Here is a 23712-nt window from a genome sequence, read left to right on the forward strand (position 1 = left end):
GCGCCCTTCGACGTTTTTCACAGATCAAGAACGCCGCCGCTCAGGCGGTATAGCGATGCAGGCCCCGTCCCTCAGCGCGCAGCCAGGCGCGGGCCGTATCCGGACAGACCGGCGAAATCGCGCGCACCAGCGCATGGAATTCGGGGCCGTGGTGCATATGCTCCAGATGCGCGACCTCGTGCGCCACGGTGGCCAGCCGCACATGCGGGGGCGCCAGAATCAGCCGCCAACTGTAGCGGATGTTGCCATCCACCGAGCAACTGCCCCAACGCGCGCGGGGATCGCCAATTGCCACCTGACGCAGCGGCAGGCCGTGCCGGGTCGCGAGGGCTTGCGTTTCGGTCGTCAGTGCCGTGCGCGCCTGCGTTTTGAGCCAGCGCAGCGCCCGTGCACCCGCCAGATCGACCGGTCCGCCTATCAATAAATCGCCCTGCTCGACGCGCACCTGCCGGGTGCGCGCGCCGGTCGCGACGATGCGCAGCGGCGTCCCTTCGAAGGGCACAAGCGCGCCATCGGCCAGCGTGACAAGCCCGCCATTGCGGCCCCGCTGCCCCTCAATCCACGCCCCTTGTGCCCGGACCCAGTCCAAGGCGCGCGGCAGGGAGGCACGCGGGGGAATGGTCAGCAGGGCACGGTCGCCCAGCTCATCGAACCGCAGCTTCATCCGCCGCGCCCGCCCATGGCGCATCACGACGACGGACAGCGCCGCCCCGTCCGCCAGCGTCAGCCTGTGCTCAGAGCGCGCGGTCGACAATGTGATTTTCCAGATCGCCCGCGATCGTCTCGGAGATCGTCCAGCCGCGAATGCTCTGGCCGGCGCGATGCACCGCCTCGCGATCCCCGCAGATCAGATAATGCCAGTCCGGCAAGGGCTCGTCATGGGCACGCAGGCGATAGGCGCAGGTCTGCGGGAGCCATTCGATCTCCTGCAGATTGGCCCGGCTCAGCCGCAGGCAATCGGGCACGAACGCGCGGCGTTGGCGGTAATTGCTACACTGGGCGGTATCCCGATCCAGCAGTCGGCAGGCGACATTGGTCGGGTAGATGCGTCCGGTGTCGGCATCCTCCACCTTGTGCAAACAGCATTTGCCGCAACCGTCGCACAGCGCCTCCCACTGCGCGCGATCAAGCGTTTCGAGAGGCTGCTCCCAGAAGCTCATCGGACATAGTGGACGAGGAAATCGTGCACGCCCTTGGCCACCGTCTCATCCGCCGAGGCCAGTTCCTCGACCGGCACGAGCGCGATGGGCTTGCCATCCGGCCCGAACAGGAAGGGCGTGCGGGTGTGGTTGACGAGATAATCCTGCTTGGCGGCCTGATCGCCCTCCTTGCTGGCGACCACCACGAAGTCCGTCTTCACCTTCTCGATCTGCTCGGGCGTGCCCGTGAGGCCGATGAGCCGGGGATGGAAATGCGCGACATAGCCTTTCACCACATCGACGGTGTCACGCTCGGGATCGACGGTGATGAAGATCGGCTGGATCTTGGCCGCAACCTCGGGATGGTCCTTCTCCAGCATCCGGTAGCCGAGCATGATCCGGTTGAGGTCCAGCGGGCACACATCCGGGCAGAAGGTGTAGCCGAAATAGACGAGGCGGTACTTGCCCTGGAAATCCGCCCAGCGCACGCTCTTGCCATTCTGGTCGGTCAGCGTGAAATCGCCGCCGATCCTGGCGCCGACGAGATTGCCCTCGGCAGGAAGCGACTCACTGCCGCCGGCCTGGTTGCCGCCGCTCTGGCCCTGGCAGGCGGCCAGCGCCAAGCCGATGGAAAGCGAGAGGATTTTTTTGCAGGCTTTATTCATGACAGGGCCAGCCATGCCCTGCTATTGGAGCCAAGGCAACTGCTTGAGACGAACGCAAGGCGAAGGGGGCACAGGGTGAAGATCGAACGGCGCAGGGGAATGTTGGTCCGCATGGGCAGCCCACTGGCGCTCGCGCTGGCGCCGCTGATTGGCGCGGTGACGACACAGCCCGCCATGGCGCAATTCTCAGACAGCTATCGCTTCCTCGAGGCGGTGCGCAAAGGCGATACCGCCAAGATTGCCGAAGTGCTCGAAACGCCCGGCGTCACCCCGATCAACACCAAGGATCGCACCAGCGGCGAGACCGCATTGCTGATCGTGGTCGGCCAGCGCAGCGTGATGATGACCAATTATCTGCTCTCCAAGGGCGCGCGTGCGGACCTGACCGACAATAACGGCCGCACGCCCCTGATGCTCGCCGTGGAACGCCGCTTCGTGGAAGGCGCGCAGCTGCTGCTCGCCCACAAGGCCGATCCCAACCAGACCAACAGCAGCGGCGAAACCCCGCTGATCCGCGCGGTGCAGATGCGCGATATGGAAATGGTGCGGCTGCTCGTCACCAACGGTGCCGACCCGCTGCGCCGCGACCGACTCGCCGGCATGTCGGCGCTCGATTACGCAAAGGCCGGCGCGCCGATGAGCGGCCTGATCGATCTGCTCAACAGCGCGGAAAAGCCCAAGGTCAGCGGCGCCGTGCAAGGCCCGCGCCTCTAGGCCACCCCTGACGCTCACAAGCCAGACTGCCTGGCCCGGCCCGCATTGCAAGCGGGACCGGATCGACAGGCTGTTGGGATATTACGCCATATTGGATGCTTCACCGCACGGCTTTGGTCGCGCGACGCGGCCCCGCGCATCCCGTCCGCAGATCAAGTGCTATTGCATCCATTTCGGATCGGGGGGACCTTCCGCCCAAGTCCAGATTTGTTACTTGATGGTTAACGGAACGATAATTTGAGCAGCATCCGTCATGCTCCAGATCATGACGGAACTGTTCCAGATTAGTATGATCATCAACGGGCGACGAAATCGATGAACTGGTCTGTATTCGACGAATATGGCTGCCGAAAATATTTGAACCGATCCGAAATGAGCTGCTTCCTCGATAGTGCAAAGACTGCCCCGCCTTCCGTCCATGCCTTCTGCCGCTTGCTCGCCGAAACCGGGTGCCGCATTTCGGAGGCGCTCTGCCTGACCTTAGGGCGGATCGACCCCGCCGCCTGTGTCGTCATCTTCGAAAGCCTCAAGAAGCGGAAGAGAGGAATTTTCCGCCGCGTGCCGATCTCGTCGGGGTTGGTGCGCCTGCTTACCGATATTGCCGGCAATGATCGCGCCGCCCCCCTTTGGCGCTGGTCGCGCACCACCGCCTGGCGCCACGTCCACGAGCATATGGACCGGACGCATATCAAAGGCCCCCAAGCCTGCCCGCGCGGCCTGCGCCATGGCTTTGCCGTCGCCGCGCTCGGAGCCGGCGCGCCGCTCAATCTCGTGCAGTCATGGCTCGGCCACGCCAATATCGAAACCACGAGCATCTATGCGGTAGCGGTCGGTCCCGAGGAGCGTGAGATCGTCGAGCGAATCTGGAGCCGCATCCGCGCCGGGGACCTCGCGCCGCGCCGCGTCCCATCCGCCAACCACCGCAGTGCCGGATCGGTAGCAGCCCGGCGCAATGCCAGCCCGGCGGCATCCGAGCATTATTTCTTCTGAACACCACAATCTTAGCCCCTCCTCGTCAGGGGAGGGGTTGGAGGTGGTGCGGCAACCGCCACGTCATGCACCTTCCGCGCGATGCATCTCCCCTCAGGACGGACTCTTGATCCGCCCCAGGCTCGTCTCCTCAAGGGCGAGGCGGGAGATGACGTCCTTGATCAGCGCCGCGCAATCGGCCGGTACGCAATAGCCGCGCCGATAGAAGGAAACGATCGGGTCCGGCATATTCTTGTTGCGAAACGCCTTGCGCAGCTCGGACACGAACACCTTGATCGAGCTTTCTGCAAATCCCAAGCTCGCCCGCAGTTCGTGCGGCGCGTGGAACACATCCGGATTGGCCATCAGCCACATGAGCAGGCGCACAGCGCTGGGGCTGCGCAGATTCATATGCGCCTGCAGCATCCGCAGGATCTGCGTGTCGCCCTGTCGTGCAGAACGGCGGACGCCGCCTTCTCCCGTCCGGCTGTCGATCAGGTCGCTCGCAGAGGCGTGCTCCATCTTCTCGATGGCCTCCGCCAGCGCGCGCGACCAGATCAGCCGCGCATAGGCCGATTCCATCGTCCCCAGCCGCCGCACCATCAGCGCGATTCCGGCGGCCGATCGCGGTACGGCGGCCCCTACGCTCTCGAAGTCACTATCGAATATGGTCATAACCCTGCCCCCAGCATGAAGCGCGAGGCCGCTCCATTCGTCTCCCCGGTTTCCAACTCTTCGCGGGTCATGCCCCCCCGGCCGCGAAGTCGGTCCACATACGGCGATAGGCGTCTTCCAACTCGCGCGTGTACCGATCGATGTCGCCGGCCGGCGATGCGGCGAAGCGCGCGCGCAGGCTGCGCTTTTCCTCCAGCAGCGCGGCGCGGTCGGAGGCAAGGCGGACGGCGATCTCCACGAACGCCTCCTCGTCCTGCGCCACCCATTCGGGGCGGCCGATGGCGCTCATCAGCCCCGCGCCCATGCGCTGCACGAAGCTCTCGCCGGCCAGCGTGATCACCGGCGTGCCCATCCACAGCGCCTGACAGCTGGTCGTGCCGCCATTATACGGGAAGCAGTCCAGCGCGATGTCGATGTCGGCATATTCGGCCATCATCTCATCAAGGCTCGATGGCCCCCGGAATTCCAGCCGGTCGGCGGCAACGCCGGCGTCCACGAACAGGTCGCCGAAGCGGTTCACTGCCACCGAGTCCAGGAAGCTCGGCCCCTTGAGCACCAGTCGCGAGCCGGGCGTGGCGACGATCGCCCTGGCCCACAGGCGAATGGTGTAGGGGGTGAGCTTGGAAACATTGTTGAACGACCCGAAGGTGAGCCGGCGCTCGAGATGCGTCTTGCCATAATCGGGGAACGGAAACTCCCGCTCGGGCGCATAGCAGAACACAAAGCCCGGCACATGCTCGAGCCGCTCGGTGTAGAGATGGGCATGGTCGGCGGGTGAGGTCACCGGATCGCTGATCAGCCAGTCCATATTGGGAATGCCGGTGGTCGAGGGATAGCCCAGGAACATCGCCTGCACCGGTGCCGCCCGGCGGCCGAACAGCGGCGCGCGATTGCGCCCGGTGTGGCCAATGAGGTCGATCAGCACATCGATGCCGTCATCCTCGATCATCTGCGCCAGGCGCGTGTTGCTGATGCTCGCCGCATCCCGCCAGCGATCGACATGGCCCCGCGCGCGGCGGGTCATGTCGTCGGTGAGCGGGCTGAGCGAATAGACCGTGATCTCGAAGGCGTCCCGATCATGCCGCGCCAGCACCGGCCGCATGAACAGGCTGACCGGATGCTCCCCATGCATGTCGCCCGTGACATAGCCAATGCGCAACCGACGGCTGCGCTTCCCGGCATCGGCCGCGCCGGCCCCGGTCGAGCGATCATTGGCAAACGAGGTCGCCGCCCTCGCACCCTCGGCCAACGGCGCGAACAGCGTCTGATGGAAGTCGCGGGTCTCCTCCGCCGTCATCGTCTCGCTGTACAGCGCCGCCATCGCCGCCGAGCCACGGAACGGCGATTCCGGGCCTTCTTCCTCGCCCAGCTCGGTATAGATATCGCGCGCGGTATCCACATCGCCGCGCTTGCCGGCAATCGAGCCGCGCATCGCCCGCAGGTCCGGCGCGTCATCGCCGGCAAGGTCGTCCACTTTGGCGAAGCAGGCCTCGGCCTCCTCGGTGCGCATCCCTTCGATGAGCACCTTGCCGAGATTGAAATGGCCCCGCCAGTTGTCCGGATCCTTCTCGATCCGCGCGCGGAGCACCGCATCGCACCGGTCGAACTGGTTGTGCTTCATCAGCGTGCCGGCAAATCTGATCTCATCGTCTTCGTCGAGGTCCGTCGCTTCCAGCTGGGCGAACAGCGGCTCGGCCTGCTCGGTCGCGCCCATCTGCATGAGCGCATCGGCCAGATCGATCCGCGCGGCGTGGAAATCGCTCGCTGCCGTCAGCGCATGACGGAAGCCCACGACCGCGCGGTGCCACTCGCCTCGCTCTGCCCGGCCCAGCCCCATGCGGTGATGGATATCGGCATGATCGTCCGGCCCCGCGCAATCCAGCGCCTTGAGCCAGGCCAGCACCGCCTCGTCCTCCCGCCCGACCTGCTCAAGCGCGCGGGCGACGCTCAGATGCGCGCCATAGCGCGAGGGCGCTGCCTCGGCGGCCCGGCGGTAGAAATCGAGCGCTTCGTCCAGCGTGCCATGGTGGCGGCAGACATTGCCCGCTTCCAGCCAGGCGGTGAAGTTGTTGGGGTCGCGGCGCAGCACATCGCTGAACAGTCGCCGCGCCTCCTCATACTCGCCCTGCCGCACTGCGCAGCGGGCGAGTTGAATGGTGGCGGGCACGATGGCAGGGCCATCCTCCCGCTCCAGCGCCAGCGCCTGCTCGAAGGCGGCCTGAGCCTTCTCCCACTTGCTCTTGTCGTAGAGCACATTGCCATAATTGAACCAGACCGCCGCTGGTGCCTCCGGGCTCTCGATCGCCCGGCCATATTGCACCAGCGCCTCGTCATCCCGGCCAAGCTTGCGCAGCACCTGGCCATGGTTGCCGAGCAACACCGGATCGTCCGGCTGCTCGGCAAGCAGGTCTTCATAAAGCTCGGCCGCCCTGGCCCAGTCGCCACGCGACTGGGCCTTGACCGCCTGCTCCGGACCGGGTCGCTGCCCCTGAAACATGGACCTGCGACCTCAGGCTGCCAGAACGGTCGTGGTGACCGCGTTGTCGATCAACAACTGAACCGCAGCCCCGTTGTAGTTGTAGAGGCTGTAGCTGACACCGCCGTCGGTATAGTCCTGGCCGCTGTCCACCCACAGGCCGGCTCCGACGAGCTGTACCGCGTCACCAGCGTCGCCGTCGATCATCAACTGCTGCTTGCCGGTGGCGCCGGTGATGGATTGGAACGCGTTGAACGCGCTTTCGTCCGTATCATGCAGGTTGAGAACATCGGTCAGGTTCAGCTTCAGGGTATTGTTGCTCGAACCGGTGATGTCGATCTTCTCGATGCCCTTGATCACACCGTCCTTCAGGGTGGTGAGGTTGAGGGTGATGATGCCTGTCCCTTCCAGCGCCAGCGTATCGATGCCCTGCCCACCCTGAATGCTGGACCCGGATTGGCCAAGCTTGGCGACATTGTCCGCATCGAGCACGATCCGGTCATTGCCCGTGCCGCCATAGAGCACGTCGATGCCGCCCTTACCGTAGAGGATGTCGTTACCAGCCCCGCCAATGAGGGAGTCGTTGCCCGTGGTGCCGGTGAGCGTATCGGCCGCGGCGGTCCCCATCTGGCTGACCTTGCTGGTCGAGAAGACACCCGAAGTCGAACCATAGACGACGAAGGCAGCACCGTTATCGGTCAGGCCATTCACATCCGCATTGCTGCTGCCGATGATCAGGTCGGCCAGGCCGTCGCCATTGAGGTCGCTGCCGGCCACCGCGCCGAAGGTGAGCGTACCGGCCTGATTGCCCTCGATGACGAACCCTTGGGTATTTCCGGCAACGCTCAGTGCGGACAGATCCACTGGGCTGCTGTCGGTCTTGCCGAAGACGACATAGACCTTGCCCGCGTCAACCCCGAGGCTGGTATCCGCCTGCCACGATCCTATTGCGAGGTCAGCCAGACCGTCGCCATTCATATCGCCGATCACCGACACCCGGTTATGATAATCATACGCGCTTGAGCCGTTGATGACGAACCCGAGCGTGTTCCCGGCGGCCGTAAGCTGGCTGACATTCACCCCTGCGCCGCTGGTCTTGCCGAACAGCACGTAGGTTCTGCCTGCGTCGGTGGCGGAGGGGGTGTCCCCCACGCGCGCCTGGACCACAATATCTGACAGACCGTCGCCATTGATGTCGCCGGCAGCGGTCCATTGCACGGTATTGTCGCCCAAGCTCGAGCCGCTAATCGCGAAACCGAGCGTGTTGGTCGCTGCGGTCAGAGCTGTGAGGTTAAGCGGTGCTCCACTGGTCCCCGTCCGTCCGAAGACCACATAGCCCCCGCCGGCATCACCCACACCATTCGGGTCGATGATTGCCGAGCCAACCAGGAAGTCGGCCAAGCCGTCCCCGTTCACATCGCCAAGGCCGTTCACCCTCATGCCCAACTGATCGTTGGCGCTTGAGCCATCGATGATGAAACCGAGCGTGTTGGTCGCGGCCGTGAGCGCCGAGAGACTGAGGCTGCTGTTGTTGGACCGGCCATAGACGACATACACGCGTCCCTGCGTGCTTGCGCCTGTTCCAAGCGCACCCACCAACAGATCGGCATAACCATCGCCATTGATGTCGCCAGCGGCAGAAACCGATGAGCCGACATATTCACTCGAGGTTCCACCCAGCAGCTGGAAGCCCGCGGACACGGCCGTGGACAGGCTCGATACGGCGACCGTTGCGCCCCCAGTCTTGCCATAGACGATGTACGCAGCGCCCGAGAGCGTATTCACATTATCCACGCCGGTGGCACCGACGATCAGATCGCCAAGTCCGTCGCCGTTCACATCGCCCGCACTAACCGCATTGGCAAGATAATCGCTCGCCGACGAGGCCAGAATGGCGAAGCCCGCCGTTCCAGTTGCGACATTGTATATGCTGTCGATCACGCTGCCGTAGATGTTGTTGGGTCCGCCAAAGACGACATAGGATTTCGAGGCGGTCTGGTTGGCGCCGCCGACCGAAACCACGAAGTCGGCATAATCGTCGCCGTTCACATCACCCGCAGCGCTGACCGATGCCGCGAAGGACTCGGTGCCGCTGGAACCGGCGATCATATAGCCCAGCGAATTGCTGGCCTGCATGATCGCGCTCGCCTGGATGACGGGCGTCACGGTGAAGCTGTTGGCGCTCGGTGAGGACAGATTGCCCAGCGCGTCGACCGCATAGGCCTTGTACGTGCCGCTGGCCAAGCCGAGCAGGCTGAGGTTGGTGTTGGTATCGGCGGCCGTGATGGCAACCGAGTTCCAATATTTGCTGTCCTTGCCGGTTATATCCGCCAGCGTGGTGACCGTAGGAATGGCCGTGGTGTTCACGAGATAGAGCGTGCCCACTTCGGTCGAGCGGACGACGGCCACGTCCGTGCCGGTTCCGCTGATGCTCGTGTCCGCAAAGCTCGGCGCAGGGGCAGCATTATCCTGCACCGTCACGGTGACCTGATTGTCCACCAGCAACTGCACCGCAGCCCCGGCATAATTGTAGACGCTGTAGCTGCGGGTGCCGTCCTGCACGTCCACACCGCTGTCGAGCCAGCTACCGACGAGCTGAAGGGCATCGCCGCTGTTACCATCGACCATCATCTGCTGCTTGCCGACCTTGCCGGTGAGCGCCTCGAACTCGTTGAACGCGCTCTCCTCCGGATCGTGCAGGTTGAGCACGTCCGTCAGGTTCAACTTGAGCGTATTGTTGCCCGAGCCGGTGAGGTCGATCTTCTCGATGCCCTTGACGAAGGCATCCTTCAGTGTGGTGAGATCGAGCGTAATGCCCGCTCCGTCCAGTGCCAGCGTATCGGTGCCGAGGCCACCCTGGATGCTCGCGCCCGAGACCCCCAGCTTGGCGACATTGTCCGCGTTGACGATGATCCGGTCATTGCCCGCACCGCCATACAGCACGTCCGCGCCGCCGTTACCGCGCAGCACGTCGTTGCCTACGGCACCCACAAGCGAGTCGTTGCCGGACGTGCCGATCAGCGTGTCGGCTCCGCTGGTTCCCATCTGGCTGACCTTGGCCGCGTTGGAAAATACGCCCGAGGTCGAGCCATAGATGACGAAGACGCCGCCGCCCTCGGTATTCCAGTAGTCGTAATAGTTCGCGCCAATCATCAGATCGACCAAGCCGTCGCCATTGAGATCGCCCGCCGACACGGACTTGCCCAAAAACGCACTCACCTGCCCCGTGCCATTGATCGCAAAACCTTGCGTATTGCCGGCCACCGAGAGGGCGGAAAGGTCCACGGCGCTGCTGTCCGTCTTACCGAAGACGACATAGGCCTTGCCTGCATCTGTGCCGCCGTTCGAATCGGAAACGCTTGAGCCGACCAGCAGATCGGCCAGCCCGTCGCCGTTCATGTCGCCGATCACCGAGATGCTGGTCGCATTATCGTCAGTGCTGGACCCATTAATGACGAAGCCAAGCGTGTTGCCGGCTACGGACAGGGCACTGGCGCCAACGCCAGCCCCGTCCGACTTGCCGAAGACTACGTAGAACTTGCCTACATTCGATGCAGACGTATCCGCATAAGCGGCGGCAAAGGCCAGATCGGACAGGCCGTCACCATTGATGTCGCCGGAACCCGCGATGGAAAAGCCCAAATTATCGCCTGCACTGGACCCGCTGATCATGAAGCCTCGAGTGTTCGTGGCAGCCGTCAGGGCAGACACGTTCAGGGTCGCGCCGCTGGTGCCCGTCTGGCCGAAGACGACATAGGCCGCGCCGGAATTGTTGCCGGGGGTATCGGCCGTAAAAGATGAAACGATGAAATCGCTCAGGCCGTCGCCATTGACGTCTCCCGCGTCGCTGACCGTATATCCCAACTGGTCACCCCCACTCGACCCTTCGATCATGAACCCCAGAGTGTTGCTGGCCGCACTAAGGTCTGAAAGCTGGATCGTGCTGTTATTGGAACGACCATAAACGACGTAAGCTCGCCCCGTGTCAGTCGCCGTTCCGTCCTGCGCGAAGGCACCGACAACAAAATCGGCGTAGCCATCGCCGTTAATATCGCCTGCAACAGAGACTGAGAAGCCTGCGCGACCATCCGCGTTGCTGCCGATCAGAACAAAGCCGTTCGATTTTGTCGCGCCGACCGCACCGGGAAGCTGCGCGAGATCGACGAAGGTTCCGCCGGTCTTGCCATAAACGATATAGGCACCGCCGGCCAGGTCATTGGTATTGTCGCGGCCGTAGGCGCCGACCAGAAGATCGTTCAGGCCGTCACCATTGACGTCGCCGGCATTGGACACGGAATGGCCTGCATATTCAGCATATTGAGAGGCACTGATGTAGAAGCCCAGCGTGTTGTTGCTGGCTATGAGCGAACTGACATTATACGGGCCACTCAGATTGGTCGGGCCGCCGAAGACGACATAGGCACGGGCCCAGTTGCCCGTTGCCGTAGAGCCCACGATGAAGTCACCATAGCCATCGCCGTTCACATCGCCGGCGTAATCGATTGAGTTACCGACGAACTCGTTGGTCGACGAACCGAAGAAGCCAAAACCTATCGAATTCGACGCTTGAAAGACGGCGCCGGCCTCAACCACGGCATTCACCGTGTAGGTATTCGCGCTAACCGCAGAGATGTTCCCGGCATTATCGACCGAATAGGCCTTATAACTTCCGCTAGCCAAGCCAAGCATTTGCATGGTCGTGTTACTGTTTGCGGTGGTTATGTTGACGGAGTTCCAATATTTCCCGTCGATGCCAGTAATGTCCTCTAGTTTCGTCACCGTCGGGATCATCGCCGTATTGACGATATAGACCGTACCGATTTCCGAGGACTGCACCGTGGCGCTGTTGGTGTTTGCACCACTACCGGTGCTTAGAACGACGGTCGGATTGACGGTATCGAGTACGAAGGTGCTGCTGGCGCTTGTCGCCGAGATGTTGCCCACGGCGTCGGTCGCTGTCGCCGTGACGGTGACAGTGCCGTTGCCCAGCGTGGTGAGCTGGGACGCATCGAGCGTCACCGCCTGTGCCGAGCCGGTGCCGATCACCGTCCGCACCACAGGGCCAAGTGTGCCGGCGAACGTCACAGTGACCACCGAACCGGCCTCGGCCGTCACGGTAACGGCACCTGCGGCATTCAACGCCTCGGCGCTCGAAGCACCGCCCGTGAAATAAGACGGCAGGGTGATAACCGGCGCGGTCGGCGCGACGGTATCCAGCAGGAAGGTCAGTGGATCGGCGGTGGTGACATTGCCTGCGGCGTCCGTCACCTGCGCCGAGACGAGCACATTGCCATTGCCCAGTGTCACGAGATCGGCCGCCGTCAACACGATCGGTTTGGCGGTTCCATCTGCGGCAACCGTCTTGGTGACGGGGCCGCTGTTACCGATGAAAACCACCTGGATCGTGCCGCCATTTTCAGCAGCCACTGTAACCACGCCGCCCGCGGCTACCGCCTCCGCAGAGGAAGCGCCATCGGCGACTCCCGCTCCGAGCGCGATGACCGGCGCTGCCGGCGCCACCCGGTCGAGCGTGAACTGACGGGTCGGTGAGGCGGCAGAAATATTACCCGCGGGGTCCCGCGCCAACGCCGAGAAGGTGATGGCACCGTCCGCAAAGCTGGCCACGTCGGTCGCCGTGAGGACGACATCCTGTGCCGCGCCCGTGCCGACCAGCGTCTTGGTGATCTCGATCGAGCCCTGGATGAAGGTCACGGTAACGGTCGCGCCCTGTTCGGCGGTCACCGTTGCCACCGTGCCGGTCGCTAGTGCCGTGTTCTTCGATGCCGTGCCAGAGAGCAGCAGCGTGGGGCTGGTCGGGGCCACGGTGTCGATGGTGAATGTGCTGGTGGCGGCTGCCGACTGGTTGCCGACCGCGTCCGTCACGAAGCTGGCGACCGACACCGCACCGTTGCCCAGCTTCACCACATCGTTCGCGGTCAGCGACACCGTCTGTGTGAGGCCGTTGCCGGTGAACGTCTTGGTGACGCTGTTGGCTCCCGCTGTGAAGACGACCGTGACCAGCGCGTTGGCCTCCGCCGTCACCTTGACCACACCCGTGCTCGCAAGCGCCTCGAGGGCGGTAGCGCCACCGGCAATGCCGTCCGAGAGGGTCATGGTCGGCGTCGCCGGTGGCGTCCGATCGAGCACGAAGCTGCTGGCCGTTTCGGCCGACTCGTTGCCCGCCGGATCCTTCGCCTGCGCGGTGACGGCAATCGTGCCATCACCCAGCGCCTGCAGATCAGCCGTGGTCAGCACGACAGCCTGAGGCGAGCCAGTCGCCGTCAGCGTCTTCACGATACTGTTCGAGCCGTTCGAGAACACCACCGAGATGCTGGAACCGATTTCGCCGGTGATGCTGATCACACCGCTTGCCGCAGTGGCCTCCGCCGCCGAAGCGATGTCGGCGACGCCCGTGCCGAGCGTGATCGTGGGTGCACCCGGCGCTGCACGGTCCAGCGTGAACTGGACCCCCGAGGCAATAGACGAAGCGTTGCCCGCCGGGTCAGTCGCCACGGCCGTGATGGCCACGGTGCCATCGCCCAGGGCGACCACTTCGGCCGCCGAGAGCGCGACGCTTTGTGCGGTCCCAGTTCCTGTGAGGGTCTTCACGACCGTGTTGCTGCCACGCGCGAAGGTGACCTTCACGACCGCACCCGCTTCCGCCGTCACCGTCACCACGCCCGAAGGGGCCGCAGCGCCGGTGGACGACTTGGTGGCATCACCCAGCAAGGCAAGCGTGGGCGATGTCGGCGCGACCATATCCAGCGTGAAGCTGGCGGTCACCGGCGTCGAGGCGTTGCCCACCGCATCCTTGGTGACCGCGGAGACCGAAATCGTGCCGTTACCGAGCAAGGTGAGATCCGATGCCGAGAGCGTCACCGGGTTCGGACCACTTGCGGCCACGATCGACTTTTGCACGGTGGCGCTGCCGTTGGTGAACGTCACCGTGACGGTCGTGCCGACTTCCGCCGTCACCACGACGGCGCCGGTCGCAGCTCTGGCTTCCGCCAGCGTGGCGCCATCGCTCATGCCCGCACCCAAAGCTAGGGTGGGCGGAACCGGCGCGATGCTATCCAGCGTGAAGCTGCTGGTGCTTGCCGGAGACGTGTTCCCGGCCGCATCCTTGGCGCTAGCACTGACGGCGATCGTGCCATCTCCCAGCGTCGCAAGATCAGCGGCGCTCAGCACCACGGCCTGCGCCGATCCCGTGCCGGTCAGCGCCTTGGTGACGCTCTTGCTGCCATTGGTGAAGGTCACCGTGATGGCGGCGCCGGCTTCCGACTGCACAGTGATGACGCCGGTGGCCGCCGTGGCTTCCGCCGCCGAGGCGATATCCGCCACGCCGGTGCCCAGCACGATGACGGGCGCATTCGGCGCGACGTCATCAATGGTGAAGCTGGTCGTGGCAGTGGTCGAGAGATTGCCGACCGAGTCCTGTACCTGCACGGAAACAGTCACCGTGCCATTACCCAGAGAGGACGCGTCAGCAGCCGAGAGAAGAACCGTCTGCGCCACGCCGGTGCCGACCAACGTCTTCTTCACGACCCCCGCCGTGCTGGTGAACGTGATCGTTGCCGTGGCGCCCGGTTCCGTGGTGACCTTGACCACACCCCCGGCCCCGGTTGCCTGCGCCGTCGTTTTGGCCGGCGAGCCCACCAGCGCGAGGACGGACGGGTTGGGCGGCGTCATGTCCAGCAGGAAGGTGCGGCTGGCTTCGGCCGATTCATTGCCGACCACATCCGTGGCGACCGCCGACACCGAAATCGTACCATTGCCAAGCACCGTCAGATCCGCCTGGGTCAGCGTGACGGACTGGGTGAGACCGGTGGCGACGACATTCTTCACCAGGGTGTTGGAGCCGTTGACGAAGGTTACGGTGACCAGCGAGCCAGCATCGGCTGTAACGGTCGCGACGCCCGTTTCGGCGAGCGCCTCGGACATGGATGCACCGTCGGCAATGCCCGCGCCAAGCGTGAGCGTGGGCGCATTCGGCGCGACCCGATCCAGCGTGAACTGCACCGAACCGCCGCCAGCGGAGACGTTGCCCGCCGTGTCGGTCGCCGTTGCCGTGACGTAAACGGAGCCGTCACCAAGGGTCGCCAGATCCGTGGTGCTGAGCGTCACGATCTGCGGGGCGCCGGTGCCCGTCATGGTCTTGGTCACGACATTGGCGCCATTGGTGAACGTCACGGTCACCGCCGAGCCGAGTTCGGCTGAAACCGTCACGGCCCCCGCCGAGCTGCTTGCTGCCGCGGCGGACTTCTCCGTGGAGCCAACCACCGTCAGCGTCGGATTGTTGGGCGGGGTCATGTCGAGCGTGAAGGTCCGGCTCGTCGCCGCCGAGTCATTGCCGACTGTGTCACGGGCCACTGCGGACACCGAGATGGTGCCGTTGCCGAGCGTCGCCAGATTGGCGGCGGTCAGCGTGACAGCCTGGGCCGAGCCCGTGCCGGTCAGCGTCTTGGTGACGCTGTTCACGCCATTGGTGAAGGTCACGGTGACGGCAGCGCCAGTTTCGGCTGTGACGGTCACCACGCCCGTGGCGGCCTTGGCCTCGGCAAGCGTCGCGCCATTGGAGACGCCGGCGCCAAGCGCCAGCACCGGCGCCGTGGGCGGCGTCCGATCCAGCACGAAGCTTGCCGGTGTGGCTGCGGCGGAGGTGTTGCCGGCCACATCCTTGGCAATGGCGGAGACGGAGATCGTTCCGTCGCCGAGCGCTGCCAGATCGCTGGCCGTCAAGACCACAGCCTTTGCCGTGCCAGCGCCGGTGACCGTCTTGGTCACGGTATTGCCGCTGCGGGTGAAGGTGACAGTCACCGTCGCGCCGTCCTCCGCCGCGACGGTTACGACGCCCGTGCTCGCCGTGGCTTCCGCCAGCGAGGCGGTATCCGCCACGCCTGCACCCAGCTCGATGACGGGGGCAGCAGGCGGCGTGTTGTCGATGACGAAGGTCGCATTGCCGGACTGCGAGATGTTCCCCACCGCGTCGATCGCGGTGACGGACACGGCAATGGTGCCGCTGCCGAGCGATGCGACGTCACCGGTCGTCAGCACAACGGATTGCGCCGCTCCCGTACCGGTGAGCGTCTTGGCCACGCTGTTGATGCCATTGGTGAACGTCACCGTGACAGCCGAGCCATTCTCCGCGGTCACCTGAGCGACGCCCAGCACATTGGCAGCCTGGGTGCTGGTCTTGGCCGAAGCACCGATCAGCGAGACCAGCGGAGCCGCCGGCGCCACCGTATCCAGCGTGAAGCTGGACGTGGCGGCCGTCGAGGCGTTGCCCGCCTCGTCGCGGGCCAGGGCACTGACCGAGATCGTGCCGCTGCCCAGCGTCGCCAGGTCGTTTTCGGTCAGGACCACCGCCTGCGCCGCACCCGTGGCCGCCACTTCCTTGACGATCTGGTTGCTGCCATTCTTGAACGTGACGCTCACCGTCAGCCCAGCCGTGGCGGTGACCAGAGCCACGCCCCCCTGCGAGGAGGCTTCCGCTGCCGACGCACCGTCCGCGATGCCGGTGCCAAGCGCCAGGGTCGGCGCACTGGGCGCCACCCGATCCAGCGCGAACTCGAGCGGCGTGGCCACGGGCGAGGCATTGCCTGCCGCGTCCGTCGCCGTGGCCGTTACCGAGATGGCGCCATCACCCAGCGTGGTGAGATCAGCGGCGGTGAGTGTCACCGCCTGGACCGCACCCGTGGCGACCAGTTGCTTCGAGACTGTCCCTAGAGACCCGGCGAAGGTGACCGTGATGGCCGACCCGCCTTCCGCACGCACGGTCACCACACCGGTGCTCGCAAGCGCTTCGGCCTGCGTCGCGCCGCCGGCAACGCCGGCGCCAAGGGCGAGAGTTGGCGAAAGGGGCGCCTGCCGGTCCAGCGTGAAGCTGGAGGTCGCCGGGGTGGAGACATTCCCGCTGGCATCGCTGGCGACAGCGGACACCGCCACGGCGCCGTCACCGATCGTCTGCAGTTCCAGCGCGGTGAGGACAATCGTCTTGGGTGCCCCATCGCTGACCAGCGTTCTGGTCACGCTGCCGACAGACCCACTGAAGGTCACCGAGACGACGGCACCGGGCTCAGCGGAGAGCGTGAGAATGCCGGTCGGGGCCGTCGCTTCCGCTTCCGTCGCGCCGTTCGCAGCGGCAGTGGCCAACGTCAGCGTCGGTGCTTCCGGCGCGCCGGCGTCGAGATTGAACGTCAGGTTTTCGAGCGAGGACTGATTGCCCGCCAGATCAGTGACGACCATCGAGACCTGGACGACGCCGTCACCCAAGGCCGCGATCTGGGCTGCCGTCAGCGTCACGGCCTGTGCCGTGCCGGTGCCGATCAGATTGACCGTTTCCGTGCGGCCCGAATAGCCGTTGAACGTCACCTTGATCGCCGCGCCGTTTTCGGCAGCGGCGAGCACGACGCCGTCGACCGAAAGCGCGTCAGCCGAAGACTTGGTGCTGCCGCCGACCAGCGTGAGGCCAGCAACCGGCACGGCCGTGTCGAGAATGAAGGCCGCCTGGGCCGGATCGGATTGGTTGCCGGCGACATCCGTGGCGACGGCCGTCACCTGGATCTGTCCATCGCCCAGCCGGGCCATGTCGCCAGCCGTGAGATGGATCACCTGCGAGGCGCCGTTGGCCGTGATGGCCTTCACAACCTCATTGCTGCCATGGGTGAAGGTAAGCGTGACGATGGTGCCGGTATCGGCCTTCACCAGCACGGCGCCAGCGCTGGCCTCGGCTGAGGTCGCACCGCCATTTTCCACACCCACGCCGAGCGTGAGCAGCGGCGCCGCGGGCGGCACCGCATCCAGGCTGAAGTCGAGCGTGGCCGGCGCCGAAGCGTTGCCGGCCACGTCCAGCGCAAGCGCGGTCACGAGGATGGGGCCGTCGCCCAGCGTCACGAGATCGCCGGACGTCATCGCGATGATGTCCTCACCGCCGCTCGCTGCAGCAATGACCTTGACGACCGTGCCGCTCACGCCGGTGAAGACGAGGCGGACGCCGAGACCTGCTGCGGCTGTCACCGTCAGCACGCCGTCAGTCGACAGGGCATCGGCCAGCGACTTGGTCTCGCTCCCCACGATTTGCAGCAGCGGCGAGTCAGGCAGCGCTGTCATCAGGGTGAAGCTGGCCGTGCCATCCAGGGAGGTGTTGCCGGCTGCATCGCTGGCCACGGCCGTGACCGCGACCGGACCATCGCCGATCTGGGCCAGTTCGGCAGCCGAGAGGAGAACCGCCTTCGGGGCACCGGTGCCGGTCATCGTCTTTTCCACGACGCCGTCGGCGCCGGTGAAGGTCACCACCACGGTGGACCCGGCTTCCGCAGCGACGCGCACGATGCCGCCACTCGATGTGCCTTCTTCCAGCGAAGCGCCATCGGCGACGCCCGCGCCCAGCGTGACCGTCGGCGCGGCAGGCGGCGCTGTGTCGACCGTCAGGCTCATCATCGACGCGGCGGAGAACTTGCCGCTTACGGCGTTGAACTGCCGGACAGCCAGCAGGGTCGCCCCGTCCAGATTGCCGATGTCGTCGCTCCAGCTTTCGCCGCCATCGAGGCTGTATTGCAGCGCGGTGTCGCTCTCCTGGCCACCGACGACCAGGCTTGCGTCATAGGTCACGCCATCCGTGTTCGAAACGCCGGTATCATTGCCGAGCGAGAGGGACAGCGACGTCAGGGTGATCGAGGGATCGAGCGTGAACTCCTCCAGCGTGGCCGGCGAGATGTTGCCGGCCACGTCGGTCTGGCGCACCATCACCGAATTGGGGCCCGGATTGGCCGTAAAGCTCTTGCTCCACGTCGCGCCGCCATCGACGCTGAACTCGATCAGCGCACCCGGCTCCTGCCCGGTGATGCTGAGGATTCCGGTATATTCATTGCCTTCGACGACGAGCGCATCGGGCAGACCCGTGTCCAGAGCGAAGCTGAGCGCGGATGCTGTCGACACATTGCCGGCGCCATCCTTGGCCGTGGCCGAAACGGCGACAGTGCCGTTGCCGAGCGTGGTCAGCTCGGCCTGCGTCAGGCTGACCGCGACCGCCGAGCCCGTGCCCTGCACGAGCTTCGTCACCGTCCCGCTGGTGCCGTTGAACACCAGCCGCACGCTGGTGCCGACATCCGCCGTCACCGCCATGGCGCCCTCAGTGCCCGTCGCCTCCGCGGCGGTCTTCTGCGCATCGCCGATCAGGTCGAGAAGCGGTTCGCTTGGGGCGGTGGTGTCGAGCGTGAATGCGCTCGTCGCGACGACCGACGCATTGCCGGATGCATCGGTCGCGATAGCGGAGACTGCCACCTCGCCATCACCCAGAATGGCGAGATCCGCAGCATCGAGAACGACCGCCTGCGCGGCGCCAATCCCGGAGACGGTCTTCACCACGCTGCCTTGCGCGGTCGCGAAGGTCACCGCGACGGACGTGCCGATTTCGGCCGCCACTTGCACGGCGCCGCCGGAATAGAGCGCTTCCGCAGCGGTCGCGCCGTTCGCAACATTCGCAGCGACAGTGATCGCGGGCGCCTCCGGCGCGACCGTATCGAGCGTGAACACCAGCAGCACGGGCGGGGAGAGGTCCGCACCGTTCACCTGGCGAACGTGGACATGGTTGAGCCCTTCCACCGCCGTGAAGGCGCTGGTCCAGCTCTGCCCACCGTCGATGCTGTACTCCACCGTAGCGCCCGCGCTCACGCCGGAAACCTGCAGGCTGCCATTGCTGGTCAGCCCGTCAATGGCCGAAAGGCCGCTATCCTGTGCCAGCCCGACCGACAGCGCGGGCAGCGCCGTTACCAGATCGAAGCTCAGCGACTGCGGCGCCGAGGCATTGCCCGCAGCGTCCACCTCGCGCACCTGAACGGCATTGGTGCCGGCCCGCGCTGCGAAGCTCTGGCTCCAGCTCTGCCCGCCATCGATGCTATATTCGATGGTCGATCCGGCTTCCTGACCGGTGATCGAGATAATCCCGCTCTGCGCATCCGCGCTGGCGACCATCGCGCTGGGCGCGACGGTATCGAGCGTGAAGGCAACCGGCGTCGCCGCCGAAACATTGCCCGCAGAATCAGCCGCCGTGACCGACACGGCAATCTGGCCATCGCCCAGCGTCGCAAGATCTTCCGCCGTCAACACGACAGCCTGCGCCGTCCCGTCGGCGCTCAGTTGCTTGGTGATGCTGTTGGTGCCGTTGGTGAACGTCACCGTCACGCTGGACCCGGCCTCGGCGGTCACGAGGACCACGCCGTTGGCTGACGTCGCTTCCGCTGCCGTCGCGCCCGTGCCGACGCCCGCGCCCAGGGCCAGCACCGGTGCGCCCGGCGCCTCGCCGTCAATGGTGAAGCTGAGGTCGCTCTGCGCGGACACATTGCCGGCGGCATCGGTGACCTGCACGGAGACCTGCACCGGGCCATCGCCCAGCTCGGCCAGATCGGCGGCGCTGAGGGTGATCGCCTGCGCGGCGCCTGTGCCGGTGACGGTCCGCACGATCACGCCGTTCGCGCTGCGGAATTCGATCTGCACGGTCGCCTGATTTTCAGCCGTCAGCGAGAACACGCCGTCCGCAGAGAGCGCCGCATCGACGCCCTTGATCGCATTCCCGACAAGGTTGAGCGTCGCGGCATCCGGCGCGCCGGTATCAACGCGGATATTGGGCGCCTGGATCGCGGGCGATGTCAGCACAACCGGCAGGCCGCCCTCGCCCTTGAAATCGTCCGTTGTGGCAGTGCCGAGCGCGAGACTGTCCGCCTTGAGCGTGATGCCGTCGCCATCATAGAGATTGCCGGCCAGCGCCGCTGTGAACTCCAGCCCGCGCACGCCAGCCGCCGTTGCGCTGGTGCCGGTTGCCGTCAGCAGCACTTCCTGCCCGCCGATCAACGCCACGACCGTGACGGTCTTGCCTTGCGCCAACACGACCGGCTGAGAGAAATTGAGCGTGAGGCTGAGCGTGTCGCCAACCTTGAACCAGCTCGGCGCGGCTGGCTGGGCGATGGACTGGATCGCCACGTTGAGGCCGGGCGTCACCGTGGCGGGATCGTAGCCGGACAGGTCGGCGAGGGCGACGGTGGCATTGGCTTTGACCGCTGTGCCCGCCACCTGCGAGCGCACCGCACCATCGGCAAAGACGAGCAGATCGTTCAGCGTGTTGCCCGCTGCCGACACCGTCACGGTCTCGACGTTATCGCCCACCGCGCGGGTGAGCGTCATACGCGAGCCGCTCACCGTCTTGGTGTAATCGCTCCACCGACCGCGGAAATAGATGACGTCCGTGCCGCCACCCAACGCCGATGCATCGATGGTCGTCCCATCTGCCACATAGACGACATCAACACCGTTGTTACCGAGAATCTGGAACGTCACGCCCGGCTTGGAGAGGGAAATAGTTTCGCCGTTGGCATCGAAGGACACGACCTTGACGGTGGCGGACAGGTCCGCGCCCGGCGCCGCAGCGCCGGTCGGCGCGGTCGAGGTCTCGCCGGACGGCACCGGGAGCGGGTCGCCTTTCGACACATAATTGTACAGCGCGTTGGTCGCGACCGTGCCGTCCGCGAAAATCAGCGCGTCGGGCGTCGTGGCCGAGTTGGCACTGGCGAGATTGACCGTCTCGACCTTACCTTCGACCGTGCGCGACAGGGTCAGCGTCGCACCGGTCCGCGTTACCGTATAATCCGCCAGCGATCCTTCAAAATAGATGCGGTCCGCGCCCGCACCTGTGCTCAGCGAATAGGTCGCGCCGGGGCGGATGAAGATGGCGTCCACAAAAGAGGAGCCCAGAAACTGAATTTCCTGCCCATCCAGAGACAACGTTCCGTAATTCAACTCGAAATCGATGAAGTTGCCACCATTGGTGGTGTTCATGATGATATATTTCGACGTGATTGCCATGACCTTTGACTCCGGAAGAGAATTTCAAAAAATTCTGCTAGAAAATATTCTCGAGGAAACGCGTTAAGGCGGGCCAGATTTCGATCTGGCCCGGCATAATTTAACCGCCTACAAAAAGAGCTGTTTGTGACTGTAGGAAAGCCTGCGCAGCGGCCGGCGAATCTTGCCACTCGCCACCGATATCGAGATCGATCCAGGCCTGACTACTGTTTGGGAATGGCGCAGTTGCGCTGTAGGTGCCGAAGTCGACGCGCGTGTCATTCGGGTTGGCGGCATCGCCGCTTCCGAACGAGGTGCTTGCGAGATCCCACCCACTCGTTCCGTTGTGCTGGTTGTCCAGATAGACGAGATCGTCAGCGCCAAAATTGGTCGCGCGGACCCAGAAGTCCCAAGTACCGACCACGCTTGAATCGTCCCTGTCCGTCACAATCAGCGCATAACCATCCGCGGCAAGGCTACCGATCGACGTGGCAGCCGAGACCGCCGTGTTGCCAATACCGTCGAGGCCGACCCATTTGTGGCCTGCGGTCAGAGAGCCATCCGCCACCATGGTCTGCGAAGCCGCAGCGCCGGTAACGAGCGCGGCTCCGGTGCCGCTGGTGTTGGGCGTGACGGTCGAGAAGGTCGCGCCGCTGAGCAAGGCCGCGTTGCCGAGACCCGAGGTCGCGCTAACGAGAAGGCCCGCATCAATCTCGACATGATAATTGTTCGAGAAATCGAGATCATATTTGGGATTGATGATCAGCTTGTCGCCCGAAATGGTGAGGACATCCGCAATGGCGACGGTCGCACCGTTCCAGGTCGCCGAGACCTCGCCGTCGACGACGGTGACGACCAATGTTTGCGTGTTGTCGATCGCTTCACCCAACGAGCCGGAATATCCCGCCTTAGCGGACGTGTTGGCATCGTTGACGATCTTGATCTCATAAACGCCGTCGACAGCGGTCAGAGCGATGTCCTCGCTCGAGGTGAAGACGAGGTCGGACCGCACATCAAGGTTGGTCACGCCATCGACATTGGTCGAAAGCAGCGGCACAGGATGCGCTTCGATGGTGAAGTCGTCGGATGCCGACAGGCTCCCATCCGAGGCCGTGACGCGAACGGTGATCGGACTGGCCAGTGCCGGCGCGGACGTGGACGAGAAGGTGCCGGTCGCGCCATCGAAGCTCAGCCAGGACGGCAATGCGGAAAGATTGCCCTGCGCATCGACCAGCTGCGCCGTGTAGGTCAGCGCATCGCCATCCGGGTCCGTGAAACTTCCGGCCGCGATGCTGTAAGTGAACGCCTGCCCCTCGACCGTCATCTGATCCACCAGTGCCTCGGCAAGCACCGGCGCCTCGTTGAGACCGGGCGTGATCGTTGTTGCGTCGTAGCCGGAGATGGCCGCAATCGCGACGTTGGCGTCCGCCTTCACAGCCGTGCCGGCAACCTGTGAGCGCACGGCGCCGTCAGCAAAGACGAGAAGATCGTTGAGCGCATTGCCGGCGGCCGAGACGACAACTGTTTCGAGCTGACCGCCAACCGTCCGGGTCAAGGTCATCTTCGAGCCCGAGACCACTTTGGTGTAATCGGCCCAGTGACCACGCATGTAGACAATATCGGTGCTGTTTCCGAGCGCCGAGGCATCGACCGTCGCACCATCAGAGACGTAAACGACATCGACGCCGGCATTGCCCAGCACCTGAAATTTCATGCCCGGTTTTGACAGCGCAATCGTCTCGCCGGTCCCGTCGAAAGACACGACCTTGACCGTCGCGGACAGGACTGCCGCCGGCGCGGCCGGTCCGCTCGGCGCGACAGATGTCTCGCCGGACGGCGCCGGCAACGGGTCACCCTTCGAGACATGATTGTACACCGCATTGGCTGCCACGCTGCCATCCGAGAACACCAGCACATCAGGGGTCGTCGCGGAGTTAGCGCCGGCGAGACTGACCGTCTCCACTTTGCCCTGAGCCGTCCGCGTCAGCGTGAGCGTCGCGCCCGATCTGGTGAGCGTATAGTCGGCCAATGCCCCTTCAAAATATATGCGATCTGCGCCCGCACCCATGCTGAGGGAATAAGTCGCGCCCGGTCGGACGAAGACGGCATCGACCAGAGCCGAACCGAGAAACTGCATCTCCTGCCCGTCCAGCGACAGCGTACCGTAATTCAGGCCGAAGTCGATAATGTTGGAATTATCTGCTGCAGTGCTCATAATGATATATTTTGAAGTTGTGGC

At 64.7% G+C, this 23712-nt stretch carries 9 protein-coding genes; 2 read left to right on the plus strand and 7 right to left on the minus strand.

Translation table 11 applies throughout. The features are described 5' to 3' along the window. Positions 1 to 40 precede the first annotated feature (40 nt). From M2341_RS15205 to M2341_RS15215, 3 genes are read right to left on the minus strand one after another with little or no spacing between them, the layout of a single operon-like run. On the minus strand, positions 41 to 754 hold the full coding sequence (locus M2341_RS15205) for a M48 family metallopeptidase (protein WP_264585808.1): 714 nt from the start codon (positions 752 to 754) through the stop codon (positions 41 to 43). Beyond that, on the minus strand, positions 735 to 1160 hold the full coding sequence (locus M2341_RS15210; protein WP_264571920.1) for a YcgN family cysteine cluster protein: 426 nt from the start codon (positions 1158 to 1160) through the stop codon (positions 735 to 737). Before M2341_RS15210 ends, M2341_RS15205 begins: the two co-directional genes overlap by 20 nt. Next, complete coding sequence (locus tag M2341_RS15215) at positions 1157 to 1819, minus strand: SCO family protein (RefSeq protein WP_264571919.1); 663 nt, start codon at positions 1817 to 1819, stop codon at positions 1157 to 1159. Before M2341_RS15215 ends, M2341_RS15210 begins: the two co-directional genes overlap by 4 nt. Before the next feature lie 96 nt (positions 1820 to 1915). On the opposite strand from M2341_RS15215, the gene M2341_RS15220 reads away from it, so the two are divergent. After that, positions 1916 to 2518, plus strand: coding sequence for an ankyrin repeat domain-containing protein (locus M2341_RS15220; RefSeq protein WP_264585809.1), 603 nt, complete (start codon positions 1916 to 1918; stop codon positions 2516 to 2518). Positions 2519 to 2833: 315 nt separating this feature from the next. Further along, positions 2834 to 3508 carry a tyrosine-type recombinase/integrase gene (locus tag M2341_RS15225; protein ID WP_264585810.1) on the plus strand — a complete coding sequence of 225 codons (675 nt, stop codon included), beginning with the start codon at positions 2834 to 2836 and terminating at the stop codon, positions 3506 to 3508. Positions 3509 to 3601: 93 nt separating this feature from the next. Here the strand turns inward: M2341_RS15225 and M2341_RS15230 are convergent, their stop codons facing one another. From M2341_RS15230 to M2341_RS15245, 4 genes are all read right to left on the minus strand, one after another. Then, complete coding sequence (locus M2341_RS15230; RefSeq protein WP_264585811.1) at positions 3602 to 4162, minus strand: helix-turn-helix domain-containing protein; 561 nt, start codon at positions 4160 to 4162, stop codon at positions 3602 to 3604. Positions 4163 to 4229: 67 nt separating this feature from the next. After that, positions 4230 to 6659: a tetratricopeptide repeat protein gene (locus M2341_RS15235; protein WP_264585812.1), complete on the minus strand. Its 2430-nt coding sequence runs from the start codon at positions 6657 to 6659 to the stop codon at positions 4230 to 4232. Between the two features lie 12 nt (positions 6660 to 6671). Then, positions 6672 to 21494, minus strand: a complete 14823-nt coding sequence (locus M2341_RS15240; RefSeq protein ID WP_264585813.1) for an Ig-like domain-containing protein — start codon at positions 21492 to 21494, stop codon at positions 6672 to 6674. Positions 21495 to 21594: 100 nt separating this feature from the next. After that, on the minus strand, positions 21595 to 23688 hold the full coding sequence (locus tag M2341_RS15245; RefSeq protein ID WP_264585814.1) for a putative Ig domain-containing protein: 2094 nt from the start codon (positions 23686 to 23688) through the stop codon (positions 21595 to 21597). Positions 23689 to 23712: the final 24 nt, after the last annotated feature.

This window comes from Sphingobium sp. B7D2B, assembly GCF_025961895.1.
In the GTDB taxonomy this organism is placed as follows: domain Bacteria; phylum Pseudomonadota; class Alphaproteobacteria; order Sphingomonadales; family Sphingomonadaceae; genus Sphingobium.

Bases quoted from the DNA above. Each gene is read 5' to 3' on its own strand.
- M2341_RS15210 (WP_264571920.1), bottom strand. From the start codon at position 1,160: ATGAGCTTCTGGGAGCAGCCTCTCGAAACGCTTGATCGCGCGCAGTGG.
- M2341_RS15215 (WP_264571919.1), bottom strand. From the start codon at position 1,819: ATGGCTGGCCCTGTCATGAATAAAGCCTGCAAAAAAATCCTCTCGCTT.
- M2341_RS15220 (WP_264585809.1), top strand. From the start codon at position 1,916: ATGGGCAGCCCACTGGCGCTCGCGCTGGCGCCGCTGATTGGCGCGGTG.
- M2341_RS15225 (WP_264585810.1), top strand. From the start codon at position 2,834: ATGAACTGGTCTGTATTCGACGAATATGGCTGCCGAAAATATTTGAAC.
- M2341_RS15230 (WP_264585811.1), bottom strand. From the start codon at position 4,162: ATGACCATATTCGATAGTGACTTCGAGAGCGTAGGGGCCGCCGTACCG.
- M2341_RS15235 (WP_264585812.1), bottom strand. From the start codon at position 6,659: ATGTTTCAGGGGCAGCGACCCGGTCCGGAGCAGGCGGTCAAGGCCCAG.
- M2341_RS15240 (WP_264585813.1), bottom strand. From the start codon at position 21,494: ATGGCAATCACGTCGAAATATATCATCATGAACACCACCAATGGTGGC.
- M2341_RS15245 (WP_264585814.1), bottom strand. From the start codon at position 23,688: ATGAGCACTGCAGCAGATAATTCCAACATTATCGACTTCGGCCTGAAT.